Annotated in this window: 17 protein-coding genes; 6 read left to right on the top strand and 11 right to left on the bottom strand. The window is 68.0% G+C overall.

Going from position 1 to position 19,868, the window contains the following annotated elements; genetic code table 11:
• Positions 1 to 23: 23 nt before the first annotated feature.
• The 4 genes from FHS97_RS04185 to FHS97_RS04170 all read right to left on the bottom strand — a co-directional run bounded on the left by FHS97_RS04185 (position 24) and on the right by FHS97_RS04170 (position 5,991).
• A complete protein-coding gene (locus FHS97_RS04185) occupies positions 24 to 857 on the bottom strand; it encodes a 4-(cytidine 5'-diphospho)-2-C-methyl-D-erythritol kinase (RefSeq protein WP_184034097.1) in 834 nt (277 codons plus the stop codon).
• Positions 857 to 2,551 (bottom strand): tetratricopeptide repeat protein, encoded by a 1,695-nt coding sequence (locus FHS97_RS04180; RefSeq protein WP_246346433.1) that lies wholly within the window; start codon positions 2,549 to 2,551, stop codon positions 857 to 859. Before FHS97_RS04180 ends, FHS97_RS04185 begins: the two co-directional genes overlap by 1 nt.
• A gap of 963 nt (positions 2,552 to 3,514) precedes the next feature.
• Positions 3,515 to 3,976: a VOC family protein gene (locus FHS97_RS04175; protein ID WP_184033477.1), complete on the bottom strand. Its 462-nt coding sequence runs from the start codon at positions 3,974 to 3,976 to the stop codon at positions 3,515 to 3,517.
• 356 nt (positions 3,977 to 4,332) lie between these two features.
• Positions 4,333 to 5,991, bottom strand: a complete 1,659-nt coding sequence (locus FHS97_RS04170; protein ID WP_184033475.1) for a 4Fe-4S dicluster domain-containing protein — start codon at positions 5,989 to 5,991, stop codon at positions 4,333 to 4,335.
• 118 nt (positions 5,992 to 6,109) lie between these two features.
• On the opposite strand from FHS97_RS04170, the gene FHS97_RS04165 reads away from it, so the two are divergent.
• The 3 genes from FHS97_RS04165 (at position 6,110) to moaB (ending at position 9,520) form a co-directional block, all read left to right on the top strand.
• Positions 6,110 to 6,847: a uracil-DNA glycosylase family protein gene (locus tag FHS97_RS04165; RefSeq protein WP_184033472.1), complete on the top strand. Its 738-nt coding sequence runs from the start codon at positions 6,110 to 6,112 to the stop codon at positions 6,845 to 6,847.
• Positions 6,848 to 6,885: 38 nt separating this feature from the next.
• Positions 6,886 to 8,673: a lytic transglycosylase domain-containing protein gene (locus FHS97_RS04160; protein WP_184034094.1), complete on the top strand. Its 1,788-nt coding sequence runs from the start codon at positions 6,886 to 6,888 to the stop codon at positions 8,671 to 8,673.
• 319 nt (positions 8,674 to 8,992) lie between these two features.
• Positions 8,993 to 9,520, top strand: a complete 528-nt coding sequence (gene moaB / locus FHS97_RS04155) for a molybdenum cofactor biosynthesis protein B (RefSeq protein ID WP_184033469.1) — start codon at positions 8,993 to 8,995, stop codon at positions 9,518 to 9,520.
• A 135-nt stretch (positions 9,521 to 9,655) separates the two neighbouring features.
• Here moaB and FHS97_RS04150 read toward each other — a convergent pair whose 3' ends face one another.
• On the bottom strand, positions 9,656 to 9,988 hold the full coding sequence (locus FHS97_RS04150) for a VOC family protein (protein ID WP_184033465.1): 333 nt from the start codon (positions 9,986 to 9,988) through the stop codon (positions 9,656 to 9,658).
• Positions 9,989 to 10,044: 56 nt separating this feature from the next.
• On the opposite strand from FHS97_RS04150, the gene FHS97_RS04145 reads away from it, so the two are divergent.
• The gene (locus FHS97_RS04145) at positions 10,045 to 11,121 is read left to right on the top strand and encodes a PA0069 family radical SAM protein (protein WP_184033462.1); all 1,077 of its coding nucleotides are present in this window, start codon (positions 10,045 to 10,047) and stop codon (positions 11,119 to 11,121) included.
• Positions 11,122 to 11,222: 101 nt separating this feature from the next.
• Here the strand turns inward: FHS97_RS04145 and FHS97_RS04140 are convergent, their stop codons facing one another.
• The gene (locus tag FHS97_RS04140) at positions 11,223 to 11,654 is read right to left on the bottom strand and encodes a monooxygenase family protein (protein ID WP_246346432.1); all 432 of its coding nucleotides are present in this window, start codon (positions 11,652 to 11,654) and stop codon (positions 11,223 to 11,225) included.
• Between the two features lie 86 nt (positions 11,655 to 11,740).
• Here FHS97_RS04140 and FHS97_RS04135 point away from each other — a divergent pair, with 86 nt between their 5' ends.
• Positions 11,741 to 12,286, top strand: a complete 546-nt coding sequence (locus FHS97_RS04135; protein ID WP_184033455.1) for a TetR/AcrR family transcriptional regulator — start codon at positions 11,741 to 11,743, stop codon at positions 12,284 to 12,286.
• A 125-nt stretch (positions 12,287 to 12,411) separates the two neighbouring features.
• On the opposite strand, the gene dnaE is transcribed toward FHS97_RS04135, so the two are convergent.
• On the bottom strand, positions 12,412 to 15,912 hold the full coding sequence (gene dnaE, locus FHS97_RS04130) for a DNA polymerase III subunit alpha (RefSeq protein WP_184033452.1): 3,501 nt from the start codon (positions 15,910 to 15,912) through the stop codon (positions 12,412 to 12,414).
• A 103-nt stretch (positions 15,913 to 16,015) separates the two neighbouring features.
• Between dnaE and FHS97_RS04125 the strand changes: the two genes are divergently transcribed.
• Positions 16,016 to 16,606: an HdeD family acid-resistance protein gene (locus FHS97_RS04125; protein ID WP_184033449.1), complete on the top strand. Its 591-nt coding sequence runs from the start codon at positions 16,016 to 16,018 to the stop codon at positions 16,604 to 16,606.
• 201 nt (positions 16,607 to 16,807) lie between these two features.
• On the opposite strand, the gene FHS97_RS04120 is transcribed toward FHS97_RS04125, so the two are convergent.
• From FHS97_RS04120 to FHS97_RS04105, 4 genes are read right to left on the bottom strand one after another with little or no spacing between them, the layout of a single operon-like run.
• A complete protein-coding gene (locus FHS97_RS04120) occupies positions 16,808 to 17,287 on the bottom strand; it encodes a glutathione peroxidase (protein WP_184033446.1) in 480 nt (159 codons plus the stop codon).
• Positions 17,284 to 17,877, bottom strand: a complete 594-nt coding sequence (locus tag FHS97_RS04115; RefSeq protein ID WP_184033444.1) for a GNAT family N-acetyltransferase — start codon at positions 17,875 to 17,877, stop codon at positions 17,284 to 17,286. Before FHS97_RS04115 ends, FHS97_RS04120 begins: the two co-directional genes overlap by 4 nt.
• Positions 17,874 to 18,557, bottom strand: coding sequence for an ABC transporter ATP-binding protein (locus FHS97_RS04110; protein ID WP_184033442.1), 684 nt, complete (start codon positions 18,555 to 18,557; stop codon positions 17,874 to 17,876). Before FHS97_RS04110 ends, FHS97_RS04115 begins: the two co-directional genes overlap by 4 nt.
• Positions 18,550 to 19,800: a lipoprotein-releasing ABC transporter permease subunit gene (locus tag FHS97_RS04105; protein ID WP_184033440.1), complete on the bottom strand. Its 1,251-nt coding sequence runs from the start codon at positions 19,798 to 19,800 to the stop codon at positions 18,550 to 18,552. The genes FHS97_RS04110 and FHS97_RS04105 overlap by 8 nt, the downstream gene beginning before the upstream one ends.
• Between the last annotated feature and the right edge of the window lie 68 nt (positions 19,801 to 19,868).

Raw genomic sequence — 19,868 nt, 5'->3', positions numbered from 1 at the left:
ACTTTCGCCTGAATACAAGCTTTTCAGCCGATCGTGGTTGGACACAGCCACCAATCGGGCGCCGCTTCAGCGATCTGCGCGGCGGCGGAGTCGCGTGCGGCAGCGTCGTGGAACAGCGCGAAGCAGGTCGCGCCGGAACCGGACATGCGCGTCAAAACCGCACCCGGTGCCGAGGAAAGTCGGGAAATAACCGCCTCGATCACGGGCGCGATCGCCTCGGCGGGCGGTTGGAGGTCGTTCCGGCCCGCGATGGCGCGTTCCAGTGTCGTTCCGGTGAGAGCGAGCGCGCCGCGGTCGATGCCGTCCCAATGCGCGAAGACCTGCGCAGTCGACACCGCCACGCCGGGGTTCACCAGCAGCGCCGGCATGTCGCCCAGCCCCGCGACCGGCGCGAGCGCGTCGCCGCGCCCGCGCCCGAAGGTCGGGCGGCCGAGCAGGCAGGCCGGCACATCCGCGCCCAGCCCCGCCGCAATCGTCAGCAAGCGCGGCGTGTCGACGGGCAGGCCATGCAGCCGGGCGAGCGCGCGGAGCGTCGCGGCGGCATCCGCCGAGCCGCCACCGATCCCCGAGGCGACCGGCAGATGCTTGTCGAGCGTTACCACATGCACCGCGTCGGGCGCGAACGCCTGCCGGAACGCCGCCTCGGCGCGGGTGACGAGATTGTCGGCGACCGGGCCGACCGCGGCGGCGAACGGGCCGGTGACGGTGAAGCCCGGCGCCGATGCGGGTGTGACCGTCACGCGGTCTCCATCGCGCGCGAAGACGAACAATGTCTCCAGCTCGTGATAGCCGTCCGCCCGCCGCGCGCGGACATGCAGCGCGAGGTTGAGCTTGGCGGGGGCGGTTTCGGCGATCATCACTGCGGCAATCCCTGTTCGATCTTGGTGGCGAGCCGCGCGGTCTCGACCGGGGTCGCGGTCGCCTGCGCCGCGGTCCAGGCGTAGCGCGCCTCGTAGCGGCGCCCGGCCTGCCAGTAGAGGTCGCCGAGATGCTCGCCGATCTCCGCGCTGAGCGGATCGGCTTGCGCGGCGCGTTCGACCAGCGGCAGGGCACGCACCGGCTGCCCGCGCAGGTACAGCGCCCAGCCGAGCGAGTCGGCGATCGCGGCATCGTCGGGCTTGAGCCGCGCCGCCTTCTCCAGCATCGCCTGCGCCTCGTCGACGCGTTCGCGGTGCTGCGTCAGCGCATAGCCGAGATAGTTGAGCGCGAGCGGCTGGTCGGGGCCCTTCGCGACCGCCTTCTCCAATGCATCGCGCGCCGCGGGCCAGCGCCCCGCCCCGTCGAGCGCCGCGCCATATTGCAGCCAGTCGGTCCAGTCCGCGCCTGCGCCGGCCTGTTTCACCAGCCGCGCATAGAGCGGCACCGCCTGCGCCGGGCGGTCGAGCCGCATCTGCAGATCGGCGAGCCGCTGGAGGTCGCCGACCGGTGTCTTCTTCGTCACCGACAGCGCGTCGAGCGCGGCCAGCGCGGCGTCCTCGCGTCCATCATCGGCGAGCATCTGGACGCGCCCGGTCGCGGCGAGCGAGGCATACGGACTGTCCGCGGGCACTTCGGCGAGCAGCGCCAGTCCGGCATCGAGCGCATCGTCGCGCGCGAGCACCCCGGCGAGCAACAGCCGTGCGCGATCGTTGGCGGGATCGGCGCGCAGCGCGGCGCGGAGCAGCGTATAGGTGAGCACGCCGGGGTCCTCGCCCGTCGCCAGATCGGCGGCGATGCGCGTGAACAGGTGCGACGCGCCGAACGCGAGCGTCGGGCGCGCGCCGCGGTTCGGCTCGATCCGCAGCGCGGTCGCGCCCGCCTCATCGTCGAGCAGGGCGCGTGCCGCCTTGTCCTTGCCCTGCCCGATCAACAGCCGCGCCGCCGCGACCCGCTCGTCCAGCGCAGCAAGCTCCGCCGCCCCGCCGAGCGCGCGCACCGCCGCCACGCCTTCGTCGGTGCGGCCGGTGGCGATCAGCAGCAGCGCGCGCGTCTCGGCGGCGAAGCGCCGCGCGACCGGCTCGTCGGGGGCCTGCGCCAGTGCGGCGAACGGATCGCCGCCGCGCTCGAGCGCGAGCCACGCGCGCAGCGGCGGCGCGAGGATGCGCAGCCGGTCGCCGTCGAAACGCCTGAGCGCCGCCTCCGCACCGGTGACGTCGCCATCGCGCGCGGCGCGGGCCAGCGCCAGCAGCGCGGTGTCGGAGGGCGCGGCTTTTTGCGCGGCGAGCGCGGCGGCGGCGCGGTCGGCGAGCGGCATGTCGCCGGCACGCACCGCGGCGCGGAAGGTGCGCAGCGCGATCGCGATGTCCTGCGGATCGTCGGCGAGCACGCGCGCATAATCCTGCGCCGCGCTGGCGACGGCGCCGTCCGCTTCGGCGATCCGCGCGCGGGCATAGGCGGCCGGGTCGACCGTCGCGGCGGACGCGGGCAGCGCGGTGCCGGCGAGCGTCGCGGCGAACGGGAGCGCGAGGCGGCGGATCAGCGTGATGGCGGTCTTTCGGATGCGGGCGGTCGAGGGCCGATCGGGGTAGAGGCGGTGGACGGCGAGGTCCAGTGGCGGCGGGCGGCGGGTCATGCGTGGCTTAACACGCGAGCGGGCCGGTGCGTTCAGGGGGGATGCTGCGTCAGGGTCGATCGACATTCGACCGCGGCACGCTGGACGTTGGAAGAAGGTTCGGTTCACGCACAGGCGCGGAGGCGCAAAGGTGTACCGCGTGGGGCGTATTTACCCTGTCATTCGAGATCGAGAGAGGATGAGCGCCAGATCCGGCGAGCGCAGTATCGCTGCGTCCTCCGCGCCTTTGCGAGAATACCCCCTTTACAGCAGCCTGAATGTCAACCGGTTCAAGGACGCGGATGGTTGCTTGGGGAGCGCCGCTTCCTGTGCAGGATAGCCGACGGCATTGGCGGACAACATGCGTTCCCGGTTTCCGAAAAGGATCGCAATCGGCCTCTCAAAACCCATCGTCGGCAGGTATATCGAGAAGATTGACGGCGTTTGGAACGACAACAAATGGTGGGAAGCGGACATAGCATCCCGGCCTACGGCTTCCGAACGCTCACGAGCTTCTCAATCAAAACGGTGCGGGTTCCGTCTCCTAAATACCGTTTCTCACGCCGAGCAGTGCTTACCCGTCCTAAAATCTCGACGGTGAACGTTCCCCAAACCGGCTCCGGCTTCGTCCACCGAGCCGCCTTCCGAGCGGCGACGTCAAGCTCCTTACAGCTCTGCGCTACGCATTCGATGGACGCGCCTTCGTCCAAAACGGGAGCGATGTTTCCGGGAATGTGACACTGCACAAACCTGCTGTTCTCAAAATTGCTGAACCAATCGCAAATGAGGAGTTGCTGTGGACCGAAGGAAGTCCCCTTGATCGTCAGGGGTTGGCTTGCCTGCGGGGATGCCGATGCCAGAATGGCTGCGATGACCTGCCACATCCCGCTACCCTAAGGCCGACACCAATGTCCGCAAGTAGGCGACTGCGGACAGGCACCGTTTTCGCGAGGATGGTCAAGCGGGAAAACGTCCGTAAGCCCATTACGGGGCTGGCGGCTGCATAAGCTCGATCGTGACATGATCGGGGCCTGAAACATAGGCCACTAAAGTACCCTTCCGTGGACCACCCGCGATCGGTAGCGGACTACCCTTGGCCTTCCATCCTGCCGCCTCGACACGGGCAATGGCGGCATGAATATCCTTGACGGTCAGAGCCAGGTGGGCCGCTCCGATCGCCCCCGCGCTATTGGGCACCGCCCCGTTCTGGCGCCCTTTCGAATATTGCAAAAGTTCGACCACAAAGCCGTCCGGCGCGCTGACGATCGCCGTTTTGACATTGGGGTCATCGACACCTGTAACCTGATGCAGGAAATCGCCCCCCATCTCCGACTGACGATCGAGCTTGAAGCCGAGTGCTCCGGTCCAGAACCGAATGGCTTCATCCAATGACGATACAGCGAAGCCTGTGTGGTCCACGGCAATCACGTTTGCGGCATCTGTCATCACTGCACTCTCACTAGGCCGTGCTTGCGGTGTTCAGGCTTGCGCCCCGGCTGCAACCGACACCAACAGCATGACGAACTTGATCTTCATGGTGACGCTTTAACGCTTGGCCGTCTTCCCGAAAGGGAACCTGCGAAATGGCAATTCCGCCGCGCCGATCGCGTTGACGGACCCGCACGGCTCACGCTTTTCCGACACCTGTTCCCTATTGTTCTTTCCCGCACCGGCGATTGCGAGACGGGGAAACGAGAACGGTGATCTCCGATGCAGCAGCCGATCCGGCACGCCGCTTCCCGGCTTCATGGCGACAAACTAACCACAGCCCCGGATCAGGTCCGGGGCGACGATAGACCCGCTCACATGTTCGGATAGTTCGGGCCGCCGCCGCCCTCCGGCACCACCCAGTTGATGTTCTGCGTCGGGTCCTTGATGTCGCAGGTCTTGCAGTGGACGCAATTCTGCGCGTTGATGACGAACTTCGGGTCGCCTGCCTCTTCCCCGACGATCTCGTACACGCCGGCCGGGCAGTAACGCTGCGCCGGTTCGTCGTAGAGCGGCAGGTTGTAGGTGACCGGAACGTCCGGATCCTTGAGCGTCAGGTGGACCGGCTGGTCCTCCTCGTGGTTGGTGTTCGACAGGAACACCGACGACAGCCGGTCGAAGGTCAGCACGCCGTCCGCCTTGGGATAGGCGATCTTCTTGACCAGATCCTTGCGCCACAGCGTCTCGTGATCGGGGTGGTGATGCAGCGTGAACGGCATCTTGAGCCCGAGATATTCCGCCCACATCGTCACGCCCGCCAGCCCGGAACCGAGGAAGTCGCCGAACTTCTTGACCAGCGGCACGACGTTGCGGACGATCGACAGCTCCTTCTTCACCCAGCTGCGCTCGAACGCTTCTGGATAGGCGATCAGCTCGTCACCGCCGCGCTGCGACAGGATCGCGTCAACCGCGGCCTCGGCAGCCATCATCCCGCTCTTCATCGCGGTGTGCGTGCCCTTGATGCGCGGCACGTTGAGGAAGCCGGCGCTGTCGCCGATCAGCGCGCCGCCAGGGAAGACCAGCTTCGGGATCGACTGCAACCCGCCGTCGCTGATCGCGCGCGCGCCGTAGCTGACGCGCTTGCCGCCCTTCAGCAGCGCCGCGACCTCCGGGTGGGTCTTCCACTTCTGCATCTCCTGGAACGGGGAGACATAAGGGTTGGAATAGTTGAGCCACGTCACGAAGCCGATCGACACCTGCCCGCCAGCCTGGTGATAGATCCAGCCGCCGCCGTTGCCGCCATGCTCGCTGAGCGGCCAGCCCTGCGTATGGACGACTTTGCCGGGTTCGTGGAGCGCGGGGTCGATGTCCCACAATTCCTTGACGCCGAGGCCGTAGACCTGCGGATCGCAATCGCGGCGCAGGTCGAAGATCCGCATCAGTTCCTTGGAGAGATGCCCGCGGCACCCCTCGGAGAAGAAGGTGTATTTGGCGTGTAGTTCGAGGCCGGGCTGGTAATCGGGCTTGCGCGTGCCGTCGCGCGCGACGCCCATGTCGCCGGTCGCGACGCCCTTCACGCTGCCGTCGTCGTTGAACAGGATCTCGGCGGCGGCGAAGCCGGGGAAGATCTCGACGCCCAGTTCCTCGGCCTTGCCTGCGAGCCAGCGGCACAGGTTCGCGAGCGAGCCGGTGTAGGTGCTCTTGTTGTGGAGGAACGGCGGCGTCCACAGGTGCGGCAGGTTGATCTTGCCCGATTTGGTCAGCACCCAGTGGAGGTTCTGCGTCACCGGCACCTCGGCGAGCGGGCAGCCATCCTCGCGCCACGTCGGGAGCAGTTCGTCGAGCGACTGCGGGTCGATCACCGCGCCCGACAGGATATGCGCGCCGACCTCGGAGCCCTTTTCGAGCACGCAGACCGAAATGTCGGCATCGCGTTCGGCGGCGCGTTGCTTGAGGCGGATCGCCGCCGACAGTCCCGCAGGACCGGCACCGACGATCACCACGTCATAGGGCATGGATTCGCGGTCGCTCACTTCGTCATCTCCTGCGCGCGCACCCGCACCGGGCGCTCGTCGTATCGTGCCAACGTTCTATCGGCATCGGCGGTGCCAGTAAGTTGACCTTCGCGTCAACTCTCCATCCTATGGCGGCATGGGGGCCGATCAGAATCTCGACTGGACGAAGGCGGCGGCCAGCGCGCTCGACTGGTGGCACGATGCCGGGGTCGACGTGGTGGTCGGCGACGAAGGGTTCGCATGGCTCGACAGCGCGGCGCAGCAGCTCGCGGCGCGGCAGGCGGTGCGCCCGATGGCGGCCGAGGTCGCGCGAGCCGGCGACGCGCTGCCCGGAGACGCGGCGGCGTTCGCGGCGTGGCGGGTCGGCGAGGCCGCGCCCGAGGCGCGCTGGGGCGGCGGCGCGATCGCGGCGAGCGGGCCGGCGGATGCCGAGCTGATGGTGTTCGTCGACTGTCCCGAGCGTGACGACCGCGAGCTGCTGATGGAGGGCGAGGTCGGGCGGCTGTTCGAGCGGATGCTCGCCGCGATCGGGCGGACGCGCGCCGATACGGCGCTCGCCTCGGTCTGCGTGCGGCGTCCGACCACGGGCCGCGTGCCGCGCGACATCGAGGCGCGGCTCGGCGAGATCGCGCGGCATCACGTCGCGCTAGCCGCACCTAAACGGCTGCTGGTGATGGGGGATGCGGCCAGCCGTGCGATCCTGACGATGAACGTCGCGGATGCGCGCGGGCGTTTCCACACGCTTAACCATAAGAATGGCAGGGTCACGCAGGTCGTGGCGAGCCATCATCCGCGCTTCCTGCTCGATCGGCCCACCGCCAAGGCGGAAGCGTGGAAGGACCTGTTGTTGCTGACCGGGGAGGTCGAATCGTGAAAATTGCCTATGCCTCCGGGCTGATGGTCGCGAGCGCCATGGCGCTGGTCGCGCCGGCACGGGCGGCGCCGGTCGGCGGCGGGCTGCCGGTGGTGGCGCCCCCTGCCCCGCCGCCGTCGGCGAGCGAGGATGCCGGCATCCCGGCGCAGCTCACCCCCGAACAGCGCAGCGCCTATCGCGCGGTGTTCGCGGCGCTCCACGAAGGTCGGTGGACCGACGCACAGCTGGCGCTCGACGCGATGGCGACCGGCCCGCTCCACGCTTATGCGCGCGCCGAGCTGTACACCGCCAAGGGCTCGCCCAAGGCGGACGGCGCGGCAGTGGCGCGGTTGCTCGCCGAGGCGCCGGAGCTGCCGCAGGCGGAGTCGCTACTGCGTGTCGCCAAGGCGCGCGGGCTGAGCGACCTGCCTGCAATTCCCGAACAGCAGCGGTTGATCTGGAACGACGGCGCGCCGATCCGCATCCGCGCCAAGGCGACCGCGAGCGACCAGATCGCCGCCGATCTTGCGGTCAAGATGCAGCCGCTGGTCAAGGCCGATCTGGGGGCCGAGGCGCAGGCGTTGCTGGAGAGCACCGTCGGCCTGTCACCCGAGGCGCAGACCGAATGGCAGGCGCGGATCGCGTGGATCTATTTCCTGCAAGGGTTGGACCTTCAGGCGCGCGACATGGGCGCGAAGGCCGCGCTGGGCAGCGGCGACTGGGCAATCCACGGACGCTGGACGCAGGCGCTGGCAGCGTGGCGGCAGCAGGATTGCGCGACGACGCAGACCGAATTCGAGAATGTCGCGGCGCGCAGCCCCGATATCGACCTGCGCGCCACCGCGCTGTTCTGGGCGGCGCGCGCCGACATGGCGTGCGGGCGGCCCGACAAGGTCGAGGCGCGCCTGAAGATCGCGGCGCAATATGGCGAGACCTTCTACGGGCTGCTGGCGCGGCAGGCGCTGGGGCTCGGGATGCCGGCGGTACGCGCGCAGCGGGTGTCGGCCGACTGGACGCGGCTCGAGCGGCGGCCGAACATCCGCGTCGCCGCCGCGCTGGCCGAGATCGGCGAGAGCGACGATGCCGATCGCGTGGTGCGGCAACAGGCGCGGATCGGCTCGCCGGGCGAGTTCACCAGCCTCGTCCGCTTCAGCGAGTCGCTCAACCTGCCCGCGACGACCGTCTGGCTGGCGCACAATCTGCCGCAAGGCGCGGTCGCAACCGCCGACACGCGCTATCCGATGCCGAACTGGACGCCGGATACCGGCTGGCGGATCGACAAGGCGTTGGTCTACGCGCACACGCTGCAAGAATCGGGCTTCCGCAACAAGGTGCGCAGCCCGGCCGGCGCGTTCGGGCTCATGCAGATCATGCCCGCCGCCGCGACCGATTACATGCGCGAGCGTGGGCTGACGATCGATCAGAATGCGCTGGCGCGGCCGTCGACCAATATCGACATCGGTCAGCGGCATATCGAAAAGCTGCGCGACATGGGGCTGACCGGCGGGCTGCTCCCCAAGGTGATCGCCGCCTATAATGCCGGGCCGAAGCCGGTCGGCGAATGGAACGCGCTGGTCCACGATAACGGCGATCCGTTGCTCTATATCGAGAGCATCCCTTACTGGGAGACGCGCGGGTACGTGGTGACGGTACTGCGCAATTACTGGATGTACGAGGCGCAGGGCGGCAAGGCGAAGAGCCCGAGCCGTGCCGCGCTGGCGCAGGGCATGTGGCCGCGCTTCCCCGGCCTGCCGGGGGCGAGCGCGGTGCGGATGAACCCCGCGCCGAACACCGCACTGGCGGTGAACGCCAGCGTCGGGGTGCAGACGCCGATCCAGTCGAACTGAGGGCGACCGGCGTTAGGTCGTCGTCCCGGCCTTGATCCGGGATCCCGCTTTTCTCGCTGCGATCGTTGAAGACGAAGCGGGACCCTGGATCAAGTCCGGGGCGACTAGGCAGAACGGCCGGTCGACGCCCACCGGCATTCGTCGGGGGTAACGCGTCAACTTAGAGCGGGATGACGTCAAATCGATCTGTCATTGCGAGCGTAGCGAAGCAATGACGAACCGTACATTCGACCTTACGTCATCAGACTCTAGGTGAGTACGGTCCAGCCGAACGGCCCGCCCGCTGGACGCCTCTTCCCTACCCCGCTACCCCGACACGATGCCGATCGACGAAAGCCGCGCCTTCCTGCCCGTCCGCATTGCGGTGCTGACCGTCTCCGACACGCGCGGGCTGGCGGAGGATCGCTCGGGCGACACGCTGGTGGCACGCCTGTCCGATGCCGGGCATGTGCTCGCCGCGCGCGCGATCCTGCGCGACGATGTCGACGCGATCGTCGCGCAGCTTCATCGCTGGATCGACGATCCGCAGGTCGATTGCATCATCACCACCGGTGGCACCGGCGTCACCGGGCGCGACGTGACCCCCGAAGCGGTCGAGCGCATCGCGGACAAGATGATCCCCGGCTTCGGCGAGCTGTTCCGGTGGCTGAGCTTCCAGACGATCGGCACCTCGACGGTGCAGAGCCGCGCCTGCGCGTGCGTGGCGCGCGGCACCTATGTGTTCGCGCTGCCGGGGTCGACCGGCGCAGTGAAGGATGCGTGGGACGGTATCCTGTCCTCGCAACTGGATAGTCGCCACCGGCCGTGCAACTTCGTCGAGTTGATGCCGCGTCTGATGGAGCGGTAGGAGCGGGTCGACCGGCCTCTTACCGTCATCCCGGACTTGATCCGGGATCCCGCTTCTTACTTCAGGCGCCAGGAAGAAGGAGAAGCGGGGTCCCGGATCAAGTCCGGGGCGACGCGTGGAAGTGGCATCGAATCCTCACCCCGCCTGCGACGCCGCCAGTTCGTGTCCGTCGACATCGCGGAAGTGGAAGCGCCGCCCGCCCGGAAAGGCGAAGATCGGCACGGTGATCGTCCCGCCCGCCCGTTCGACCGCCGCCTGCGCCGCCTCCAGATCCTCGACCTCGATCACCGGCAACGGCGCTGCGACGCGGTCCGGTGCGGCGTCGAGGCCGACATCGGTATCGCCGCTGAGCGTCGCCGCATAATCCGGGCCGAAATCGGTGAAGGCCCAGCCAAACGCCTGCGCGTAAAAGTCCTTGGACGCAGCCCGGTCACGGGTCGGCAGCTCGAGATAATAAAGGCGGGCCACATCGCATCTCCCTGTTTGTTCTTGAAGTGTTCTATATGGCGCGATAGCCTTGCGCAATGGCGAATCCCCGGCCGCACCGCGGCGCGACCCTCAACTCGCAGAGTGCGCGCTTCAATCTGCCGCAGGCGGAAGAGGACGACGACTGGCGCGACGCGCGCACGCTGATCGACGGCGCGCCGCCGCCGGTCCGCACCACCGTCACGGTAGAGCATCCGCGCACGATCATCTCGCGCAATCAATCCCCCGACGTGCCGTTCGACCGCTCGATCAACGCCTATCGCGGCTGCGAACATGGCTGCATCTATTGCTTCGCGCGGCCGAGCCACGCGTACCACGATCTGTCGCCGGGGCTCGACTTCGAGACCAAGCTGTTCGCCAAGCCCGATGCCGCCGCGCTGCTGCGCGCCGAACTGGGCAAGCCCGGCTATGCGTGCGCGCCGATCGCGATGGGGACGAACACCGATCCCTATCAGCCGATCGAGCGCGAGTGGCGGATCACGCGATCGCTGATCGAGGTGCTGGCGGAATGCGACCACCCGCTGGTCATCACCACCAAGTCCGACCGGGTGGTGCGCGATCTCGACCTGCTTGGCCCGATGGCGGCGAAGGGGCTGGTAGCGGTGGCGATGTCGGTCACCTCGCTCGATCCGCGTGTCGCGATGACGCTGGAGCCGCGCGCGACCACGCCAGAGCGGCGGCTGGCGGCGGTCCGCACGCTCAGCGACGCCGGCGTGCCGACCTATGTCAACATGGCGCCGGTGATCCCCGCGATCACCGACAGCGAGGTCGAGACGATCGTCGCGCGCGCGGCGGCGGCGGGGGCGTTGGGCGTGTCGTACATCCCGGTGCGGCTACCATGGGAGGTCGCGCCGCTGTTCCGCGCGTGGCTCGACGAACATTATCCCGATCGCGCCGGCAAGGTGATGGCGATCGTCCAGTCGTTGCGCGGCGGGAAGGATAACGATCCGCGCTTCGGGATGCGGATGAAGGGTCAGGGGCCGTGGGCGGAATTGCTGCGCTCGCGCTTTCGGATCGCGCGCGGCAAGGCGGGGTTTCCCGACCGGCGGCGATCGCTCGACCTGCGGTGCGATCTGTTTCGCAAGCCGGCGGGCGCGCAGGGGGAGTTGTTCTAGCGGTTCAGCCGTCATTGCGAGCGTAGCGAAGCAATCCAGGGCGTCCTGATCCGGCTCTGGATCGCTTCGCTACGCTCGCGATGACGAATGGGGGTCTTGCCTCACCGCCCCAAGCGGCTGCGGCTCGACATCAGCCGCCCGTGCGCCGGCAGCGCCGGGGCGAAGGCGCCGAGGCCGGGGGCGTGCGGCATGTCGACGTAGATCGCCTCCATCCCGCCGCGCGCGGCATAGGCTTCGTGCCAAAAGCCGTTGCCGTGGCGATCGGCGAGAAAGTCCTTCCACCAGCCGGCGTGCGGCATCGAGCGGGTGAATGCCTCCAGCGCGTCGAGGTCGCGCCAATATTGGCGAATGCCGACATGGTTCCAGCCGTGCAGGCATTGGTGCGCGGCGAGCAATCCGTCGGGGGGCGATTGCGCGATCTCGCGCAGCCCGCGGCCGATGCGCAGGAAAGAGGGCAATCCGCGCAGGCTGCCGACGCGAAATCCGAGCATCACCACCACCAGATCCGGCCATGCGGCGAGATCGACGGTCATCCTTCTGGCATCGCTGGCTTGCATGATCGTCGCTCCGCTGCTTACACCGTACACATAGATGGCCATGTATACGGTGTAAACAGACAATGGTTCCTTTGGCGGGATTGCGTGACACGTTGCTCGACCATGCGATCGCGATGCTGGAGGCCGGCGAGGCGGAGCCGGGCATTCGCGCGCTGGCACGCGCGGCAGGGGTGTCGGCGATGGCGCCTTACCGGCATTTCGCGGACAAGGCGGCGTTGCTTTCGGCGGTCGCCGAGCGGGGGTTCGCGATGTTCCTCGCGGCCTTGTCGGCAGCGGATGCCGAGGGGAGCGATGCCGAGCGGCTGGTGGCGCAGGGGGTCGCCTATGTCGACTTCGCCTGTGCGCATCCGGCGCTGTTCCGCGCGATGTTCGCGTGCGGCGCGGGGGCACCCAAGCAGCCGGACGCGCCGGCGTTCGCGATCCTCACGCGGCGGGTCGCGGCGCTGGTGGGGGAAGACGATCCGGTCGCGGCCTTGGGCTGCTGGGCGATCGTCCACGGGCTGGCGACGCTGGCGCTCAATGGCGGGGTGCCGCTGGCGGCGGCGCAGGTGCGCGCGGTGTTGCGGACCTATGTCGCGGGGATTGTGGCGGGGGGGTCGACGGGCTGACTTTCGACGGACTTGTCACGAACAGTCCCGCGCTTCCTTCGTCATTGCGAGCGCAGCGAAGCAATCCAAGGACGGACCAGGACGCCCTGGATTGCTTCGCTGCGCTCGCAATGACGGGGACGGCGTCAGCCCACCGAACGCAGGCGGGTTTCCTCGACCTCGAAGTCGACCTTGGTCACACCGGGCAGCGCCTCGATCTGCTCGGCCAGCTCGGCGTCGAGCGCGAAGTCGCGGTCGAGGATCACCGTCGCGATCTCGCCTTCCCCGATCGGCACCTTGAGCGTCACCTTGCCACGCGCGCCGCGCAACGGGCCGATCAGCGCGGCGAGCCCCGCCACTGCGCTGGCATCGGCGACATGCACCTCCAGCGCGAAACGCGTCGACGTGGCGAGCGTCTCGAACGGCTTGATCGACTTGACCGTCACGCGCGGCGTTTCCTCGCCGGGGCGGCGGTCCAGCTCGACGGTCGCGAGCCCGCAGCCGCCGTTCTTGGCGGCTTCCTCGAGATCGGCGGCGGGGCCGTCGTCGAAACAGGTCGCGACGAATTGTCCGGTCGCGTCGGAGAGCGTCGCCATCATATAGCGCTTGCCGCGCGCCGAGGTGCGCCAGCGCGCGTCCTCGACCAGCACCGCCATCGTCGCCATCACGCGCGCGCCGTCTGCGATCTGCAACTCGCCGAGCGTAACGTAGGTGCGTGCGCCGTGCGTCTTGGCGAGGTGGCGGTAGCGATCGACCGGGTGCGCGGAGAAGTAGAAGCCGAACGCCTCCTTCTCCTGCTCCATCCGCTCGGCGAGCGACCAGCGCGCGTTGGCGGGGAGCTTGATCGCGTCGCCTGCACCGGCATCGTCGCCGAACAGCCCGCCCTGCCCGCTGGTCCGCCCCTCGTGCGTGCGCGCGGCGATCGCGAGCACCGTCTCGGCGACGGCGTGAATGCCCGCGCGGTTGGGCTCCAGCCCGTCGAACGCCCCCCCGGCGGCGAGCGTTTCGAGCTGGCGCTTGTTGAGCAGCCGCGGATCGACGCGCGCGGCGAGATCGTCGAGGCTTTTGAAGGGGCCCGAGGTGGTGCGCTCCTCGCAGAGCTTCTCCATCGCGCCCTCGCCGACCGACTTGAGCGCGGCGAGCGCGTAACGGACGGCGGGCTGGCCCTCGTCGTTGAGCTGGACGTCGAACTCCGCGACGCTGCCGTTGATGCACGGCGGGAGCAGCGGGATGCCGAGGCGGCGCGCATCGTCGACGAAGATTGCGAGCTTGTCGGTAAGGTGCAGGTCGTAGCACATCGATGCGGCGAAGAATTCCGCCGGGTGATGCGCCTTGAGCCACGCGGTCTGATACGCGAGCAGCGCATAGGCCGCGGCGTGCGACTTGTTGAAGCCGTAGCCGGCGAACTTGTCGATCAAGTCGAACAACTGGTTGGCGTAGGGAGCAGGGATCTGGTTGTGCTCAGCGCAACCGGTGACGAAGGTGGCGCGCTGCGCGTCCATCTCCGCCTTGATCTTCTTGCCCATCGCGCGCCGCAACAGGTCCGCGCCGCCCAGCGAATAGCCCGCCAGCACCTGCGCGGCCTGCATCACCTGTTCCTGATAGACGAAGATGCCATAGGTCTCGGCGAGGATCGGCTCCAGCAGCGGGTGCGGATAGGTGATCTCCTCCGTCCCCTGCTTGCGGCGTCCGAACGACGGGATATTGTCCATCGGGCCGGGGCGGTAGAGCGAGACGAGCGCAACGATGTCGCCGAAATTGGTCGGGCGCACCGCCGACAGCGTGCGGCGCATCCCTTCCGATTCGAGCTGGAACACGCCGACCGTGTCGCCGCGCTGGAGCAGTTTGTAGACGCCCTCGTCGTCCCACTGCAACGCATCGAGATCGACGTGGATATCGCGCTTCTTGAGCAGCTCGATCGCCTTCTTGAGCACCGACAGCGTCTTGAGCCCGAGGAAGTCGAACTTCACCAACCCCGCGCCCTCGACATATTTCATGTCGAACTGCGTGACCGGCATGTCGGAGCGCGGGTCGCGATATAGCGGGACCAATTGCGCGAGCGGGCGGTCGCCGATCACCACGCCCGCGGCGTGGGTCGAGGAGTGGCGCGGCAGCCCCTCCAGCTTGGTCGCGAGGTCCCACAGATGCCGGACCTGATTGTCGTTGGAATATTCCTTGGCGATCTCCGGCACGCCGTTCAGCGCGCGCTTGAGGTCCCACGGATCGGTCGGGTGGTTGGGGACCAGTTTGGCGAGCCGATCGATCTGGCCATAGCTCATCTGGAGCACGCGCCCGGTATCCTTGAGCACCGCGCGCGCCTTGAGCTTTCCGAAGGTAATGATCTGCGCGACCTGATCGCGGCCGTATTTTTCCTGGACGTAGCGGATCACCTCGCCACGCCGGGTTTCGCAGAAGTCGATGTCGAAGTCGGGCATCGACACGCGTTCCGGGTTCAGGAAGCGCTCAAATAGCAGGCCGAGCTTGATCGGATCGAGATCGGTGATCGTCAGCGCCCAGGCGACGACCGAGCCCGCGCCCGAGCCACGCCCCGGCCCGACCGGAATGTCGTGGTCCTTCGCCCATTTGATGAAGTCGGCGACGATCAGGAAATAGCCGGGAAAGCCCATCTGGATGATGACGTCGACCTCGAACGCCAGCCGCTGGCGATAGGTCTCGCGCCAGTCGGGATCGCCCTCGGGCTGCGCGCCGAGTTCCTCGATCCGGTCGAGCCGCGCCTCCAGCCCGGCGGCGGCATCGTTGCGCAGCATCGCCGCCTCGCCCTCGCGGTCGCCCGCGAGGCTGGGGAGGATCGGCTTGCGCTTCGGCGCGGCGACCGCGCAGCGTTGCGCGACGACCAGCGTGTTCGCGAGCGCCTCGGGCAGATCGGCGAACAGTGCGGCCATGTCGATCGCCGGCTTCATCCACGCATGGCCGCAGCTGCGCGGACGATCCTCGCTTTCGACATAGCTCGACGAGGCGATGCACAGCATCGCATCATGCGCGTCGCCGAAATCGGCTTCCTCGAAACAGCACGGATTAGTGGCGACGATCGGCCAGTTGCGGTCATAAGCGAGGTCGAGCAGCAGCGGCTCGGCCTTGTCCTCGATCGCGTCGTCGCGCCGGCACAGCTCGATATAGAGCCGGTCGCCGAAGATGGCGTGGAGGCGATCGGCATAAGCGGCGGCGCGCTCGGGCTGGTCCTCGGCGAACAGCCGCGCCACCCCGCCCTCGCCGCCGGCGGTCAGCGCGATCAGTCCCGCGGAATGGCGCTCCAGCACGTCGAACCCGACATGCGGCGCGAGTTCGAGCGGGCGATCGAGGTGCGCGTGGCTGACGAGCGCGCAGAGATTGTCGTAGCCAACCTCGTCCTGTGCATAGAGCGCGATCCAGTCGGTCGCGGTCGCGATACCCTCGGGCATGTCGGGACGCGCGACACCCAGCATCGTGCCGATCACCGGCTGCACGCCCGCGCCCATCGCCGCGTCCGAAAACGCCATCGCGGCGTACAGCCCGTTGCGGTCGGTCAGCGCCGCGGCGGGGAAGCCGAGCTTCGCCGCACGCTTGGCGATCGCCTTCGGCTCGATCGCGCCATCAAGCATGGTGTAGCTGGAGAAGATGCGGAGTGGCACGAACCCGGAATGCGGCATCGCTGCAACCTAGGCCCGGCGACCCGATTCGACCATCCCCGACGACCCGTGCGGAACCGCAAACACGCCGACCCGTTCGCCCAGCCGGAATGGAGTGATCGACATGGCACAATTCGGAGCTTCATCGGAACGCGGGTTCGGCATTCCCGGCACCAAGGCGACGGGCGCCGGCTGGGGCTGGATCATGGCCTACGGCATAGTGTCGGTGTTGCTGGGGTTGGCGGCGTTCGTCTGGCCGTTCGCGGCGACCTATGCGGCGACGGTGGTGATCGGCGTGCTGCTGTTCGTTTCGGGCGTATTCTCGATCGCCGCCGGGCTGTTCGGTCAGGGGCATGAGGGGCGCATCTATGCGGTGCTGTTCGGATTGCTGTCAGTGATCGTCGGCGCGGTGATGGTGTTCGAGCCGGCGACCGGCGCGCTGTCGCTGACCCTGATGGTCACGGTATGGCTGCTGGTGCGCGGGGTCCTGGAGGTCGTGCTCGGCTTCCGCATGCGGCGACGGCGCGGGCTGATGATCGCGCTGGGCGTGGTCAACATCCTGCTTGCGGGCTTCATCCTCGCGACGGTGCCGTGGTCGGCGCTGACGCTGCCGGGGTTCATCCTCGGGGTGAGCTTTCTGGTCGGCGGCGTGACCGCGATCACCGCGGCGAGCGATCACCGCAAGGGTGCCGACGCGTTCGCGATGCCAGGGTGAACGCCACGCCCGTCATTGCGAGCGTAGCGAAGCAATCCAGCGTCGGATCAGGGCGCTCTGGATTGCTCCGCCACGCTCGCGATGATGATCCGTTTAACGCGCCGCGACGTGCACCAGCGCCATCGCGACCAGCAGCAGGGCGAGGAGCGCGAGGATCAGCGCGAACATGCAGCCGAGCACCACGCGATCGCCGAACATCGGCTAGAGCAGCGCCTCGATGTCGGCGGTGATCTCCTCGGGCTTCGTCGTGGGCGCGTAGCGGCGGACGACCTTGCCGTCGCGGTCGATCAGGAATTTGGTGAAGTTCCACTTCACCGCCTTGGTCCCGAGTACGCCGGGCGCCTCCGCCTTCAGCCGCTCGAACAGCGGATCGGCGTGCGCGCCGTTGACGTCGATCTTCGCGAACATCGGGAAAGTCACGTCATAGGTCAACGAACAGAAATTCGCGATCTCCGCCGCATCACCCGGCTCCTGTGCGCCGAACTGGTTGCAGGGGAAGCCGAGCACCGCAAAGCCGCGCTCGGCGTAGCGGCGCTGAAGCGCCTCCAGCCCTTCATATTGCGGCGTGAACCCGCATTTGGACGCGGTGTTGACGATCAGCAGCACCTGTCCGCGAAACTGCGCGAGCGGGACCGGCGCGCCGTCGGCGCCCGTCACCGTCAGATCGGTGATCGCCGTCATAGCGGATGCTCCAGCAGGTAGTCGAGGTTGCGCCGGATCTCCGGCCAATCCTCCGCGGGGATCGAATAGACCACCGTGTCGTGCACCTCGCCGTTTCCACTGACCGAATGCCAGCGCAGCACGGCATCCTTCCGCACGCCGAGCCGCTCGATCACCAGACGTGAGGTGGGATTGCGCCAGTTGGCGCGCAATTGCGCACACTGACAGCCGAGCCGGTCGAACGAATGCCCGAGCAACAGCCGCTTCATCTCGGTGCTGAGCGCGGTGCGCTGCACGCGACGCGCGTAGAGCGTGCCGCCGATCTCGGCACGGTGATGGCCCGGGCTCATCCGCAAAAGCCGCGTGGTGCCGGCGACCTGCCCGTCGGCATCGAGCAGGGTGAAGGGCAGCACGCGCCCCGCATCCCGCTGCGCCTCCAGCGTATCGAACCAGCTATCGATCGTCGCCGGACCGGGGACGGCGGTCGCGAAGACCTGCGTCAACCCGCTGAACGCCGACAGCAGATCGGCGCGGTCGGCGCGGTCCAGCGGACGCAGCGTCACGTGTCGTCCGACCAGGGTCGGCACGGTCCGCCACGCATCGGCACTCATCCAGCAATCTCCAACTGCCCTTCGTGAAGCCGGACGACGCGGTCCATTCGCGCCGCCAGCCGTTCGTTATGCGTCGCGACCAGCGCCGCGGACCCCTCCCCGCGCACCAGCCGCAGGAACTCAGCCAGCACGCGGTCGGCGGTGGCCTCGTCGAGGTTGCCGGTCGGCTCGTCGGCGAGCACCAGCGCCGGGCGGTTGGCGAGCGCGCGCGCGACCGCGACGCGCTGCTGCTCGCCTCCCGACAGCGCCGAGGGACGGTGCGTCAGCCGGTGCCCGACGCCGAGCGCGGTGAGCAGTGCCGCCGCGCGCTCCTCGGCAGGCGCACGCTCCGCCCCATGGATCAGTTGCGGCAGGACGACATTCTCGATCGCGTTGAAGTCGGGCAACAGATGGTGGAACTGGTAGACGAACCCCAGCCGGTCGCGGCGCAGCGCGGTGCGCCCGGCGGCATCGAGCCTGGCCGCCTCGGTCCCCGCGATGCGGATCGAGCCCGAGAAGCCGCCTTCGAGCAACCCCACCGCCTGCAGCAGCGTCGACTTGCCCGACCCCGATGGCCCGAGCAGCGCGACGATCTCGCCGGGGCGCACCGCGAGATCGACGCCGCGCAGGACGTGGATCGTCGTCTCGCCCTGCGTGAAGCTGCGCGCGAGTCCGGTGGTTTGGAGAACCGCATCACTCATAGCGCAACACCTCGACCGGATCGGTATTGGCGGCCTTGAGCGCCGGATAGACGGTCGCGAGGAACGTCATCAGCAACGTGATGATGACGATCGCGGTCACCTCGACCGGATCGACCTTCGACGGCAGCTCGGTGAGATAGCGGATCGAGGGGTCCCAAAGATTTTGCCCGGTCACCAGCTGCACGAAATTGACCACCGACTGGCGGAAGAACAGGAACAGCGCGCCGAGCAGCAGGCCGGCGAAGGTGCCCAGCACCCCGATCGTCGTGCCGACCGTCATGAAGATCCGCAGCATCGCGCCGCGGCTCGCGCCCATCGTGCGCAGGATCGCGATGTCGCGGGTCTTGGCGCGCACCAGCATGATGAGCGAGCTGGCGATGTTGAACGCGGCGACGAGGATGATGATGCACAGCACCACGAACATCGCGACCCGCTCGACCGCGAGCGCGTCGAACAGCTCCGAATTGAGCCGGCGCCAGTCGCTGACCACGCCATAGGGCTGCACCTGCCTGGCGAGCGGGGCGAGGATCTCGCCGACCTTGTCGGCATTGACGGTCTGCAGCTCGATCATGCCGACCGTGTCGCCGGTCAGCAGCAAGGTCTGCGCGTCCTGCAACGGCATGATGACATAGGCCTTGTCATAATCGTAGACGCCGACCTCGAAGACCGCGCCGACCGTATAGATGACGCTGCGCGGCACCGTACCGAACGGGGTCGAGCGGCCGAGCGGGCTGATGACCGTGATCTGCGAGCCGATCGTCGCGCCGAGCTGCTCGGCGAGCCGCGCGCCGATCGCGACATTGCCGCTGTTCGGGGTCAGCGTCGCGAGGCTGCCGGCGACGATCTTGGTGCGGATCGTGGCGTTGGTGCGGATGTCCTCGGGGCGCATCCCGCGCAGCAGGATCGCCTCGGCACGGCCGTTGTAGGTGGCGAACAGCGGCTGCTCGATCATCGGCACCGCGGTGGTCACGCCCGGCGTCGCCTTGGCGAGTTCGACGACGCGCCGCCAATTGTCGAGCTTGTTGTTGTAGCCCTGCACCACCGCATGGCCGTTGAGCCCGACAATCTTGTCGAACAGCTCGGCGCGGAAGCCGTTCATGACGCTCATCACGATCACCAGCGCGGCGACCCCCAGCATCACCGCGCCGAGCGAGAAACCCGCCACCAGCACGATGAACCGTTCACCCTTGCCCGGCAGCAGATAGCGCCGCGCGATCATGCTCTCATAGCCGGACAGCAACATGCCGGCTGCGATAGGGAGCCACCCGGCGATGCGCAATGGGGGCTGTTGCGGAATCGTCACATAGTCGC

Source organism: Sphingomonas endophytica, from assembly GCF_014199415.1.
Taxonomy (GTDB): Bacteria; Pseudomonadota; Alphaproteobacteria; order Sphingomonadales; family Sphingomonadaceae; genus Sphingomonas; species Sphingomonas endophytica.
Note: the sequence above shows the minus strand (reverse complement) of the source record. Positions and strands in the feature narration are given on the sequence as shown.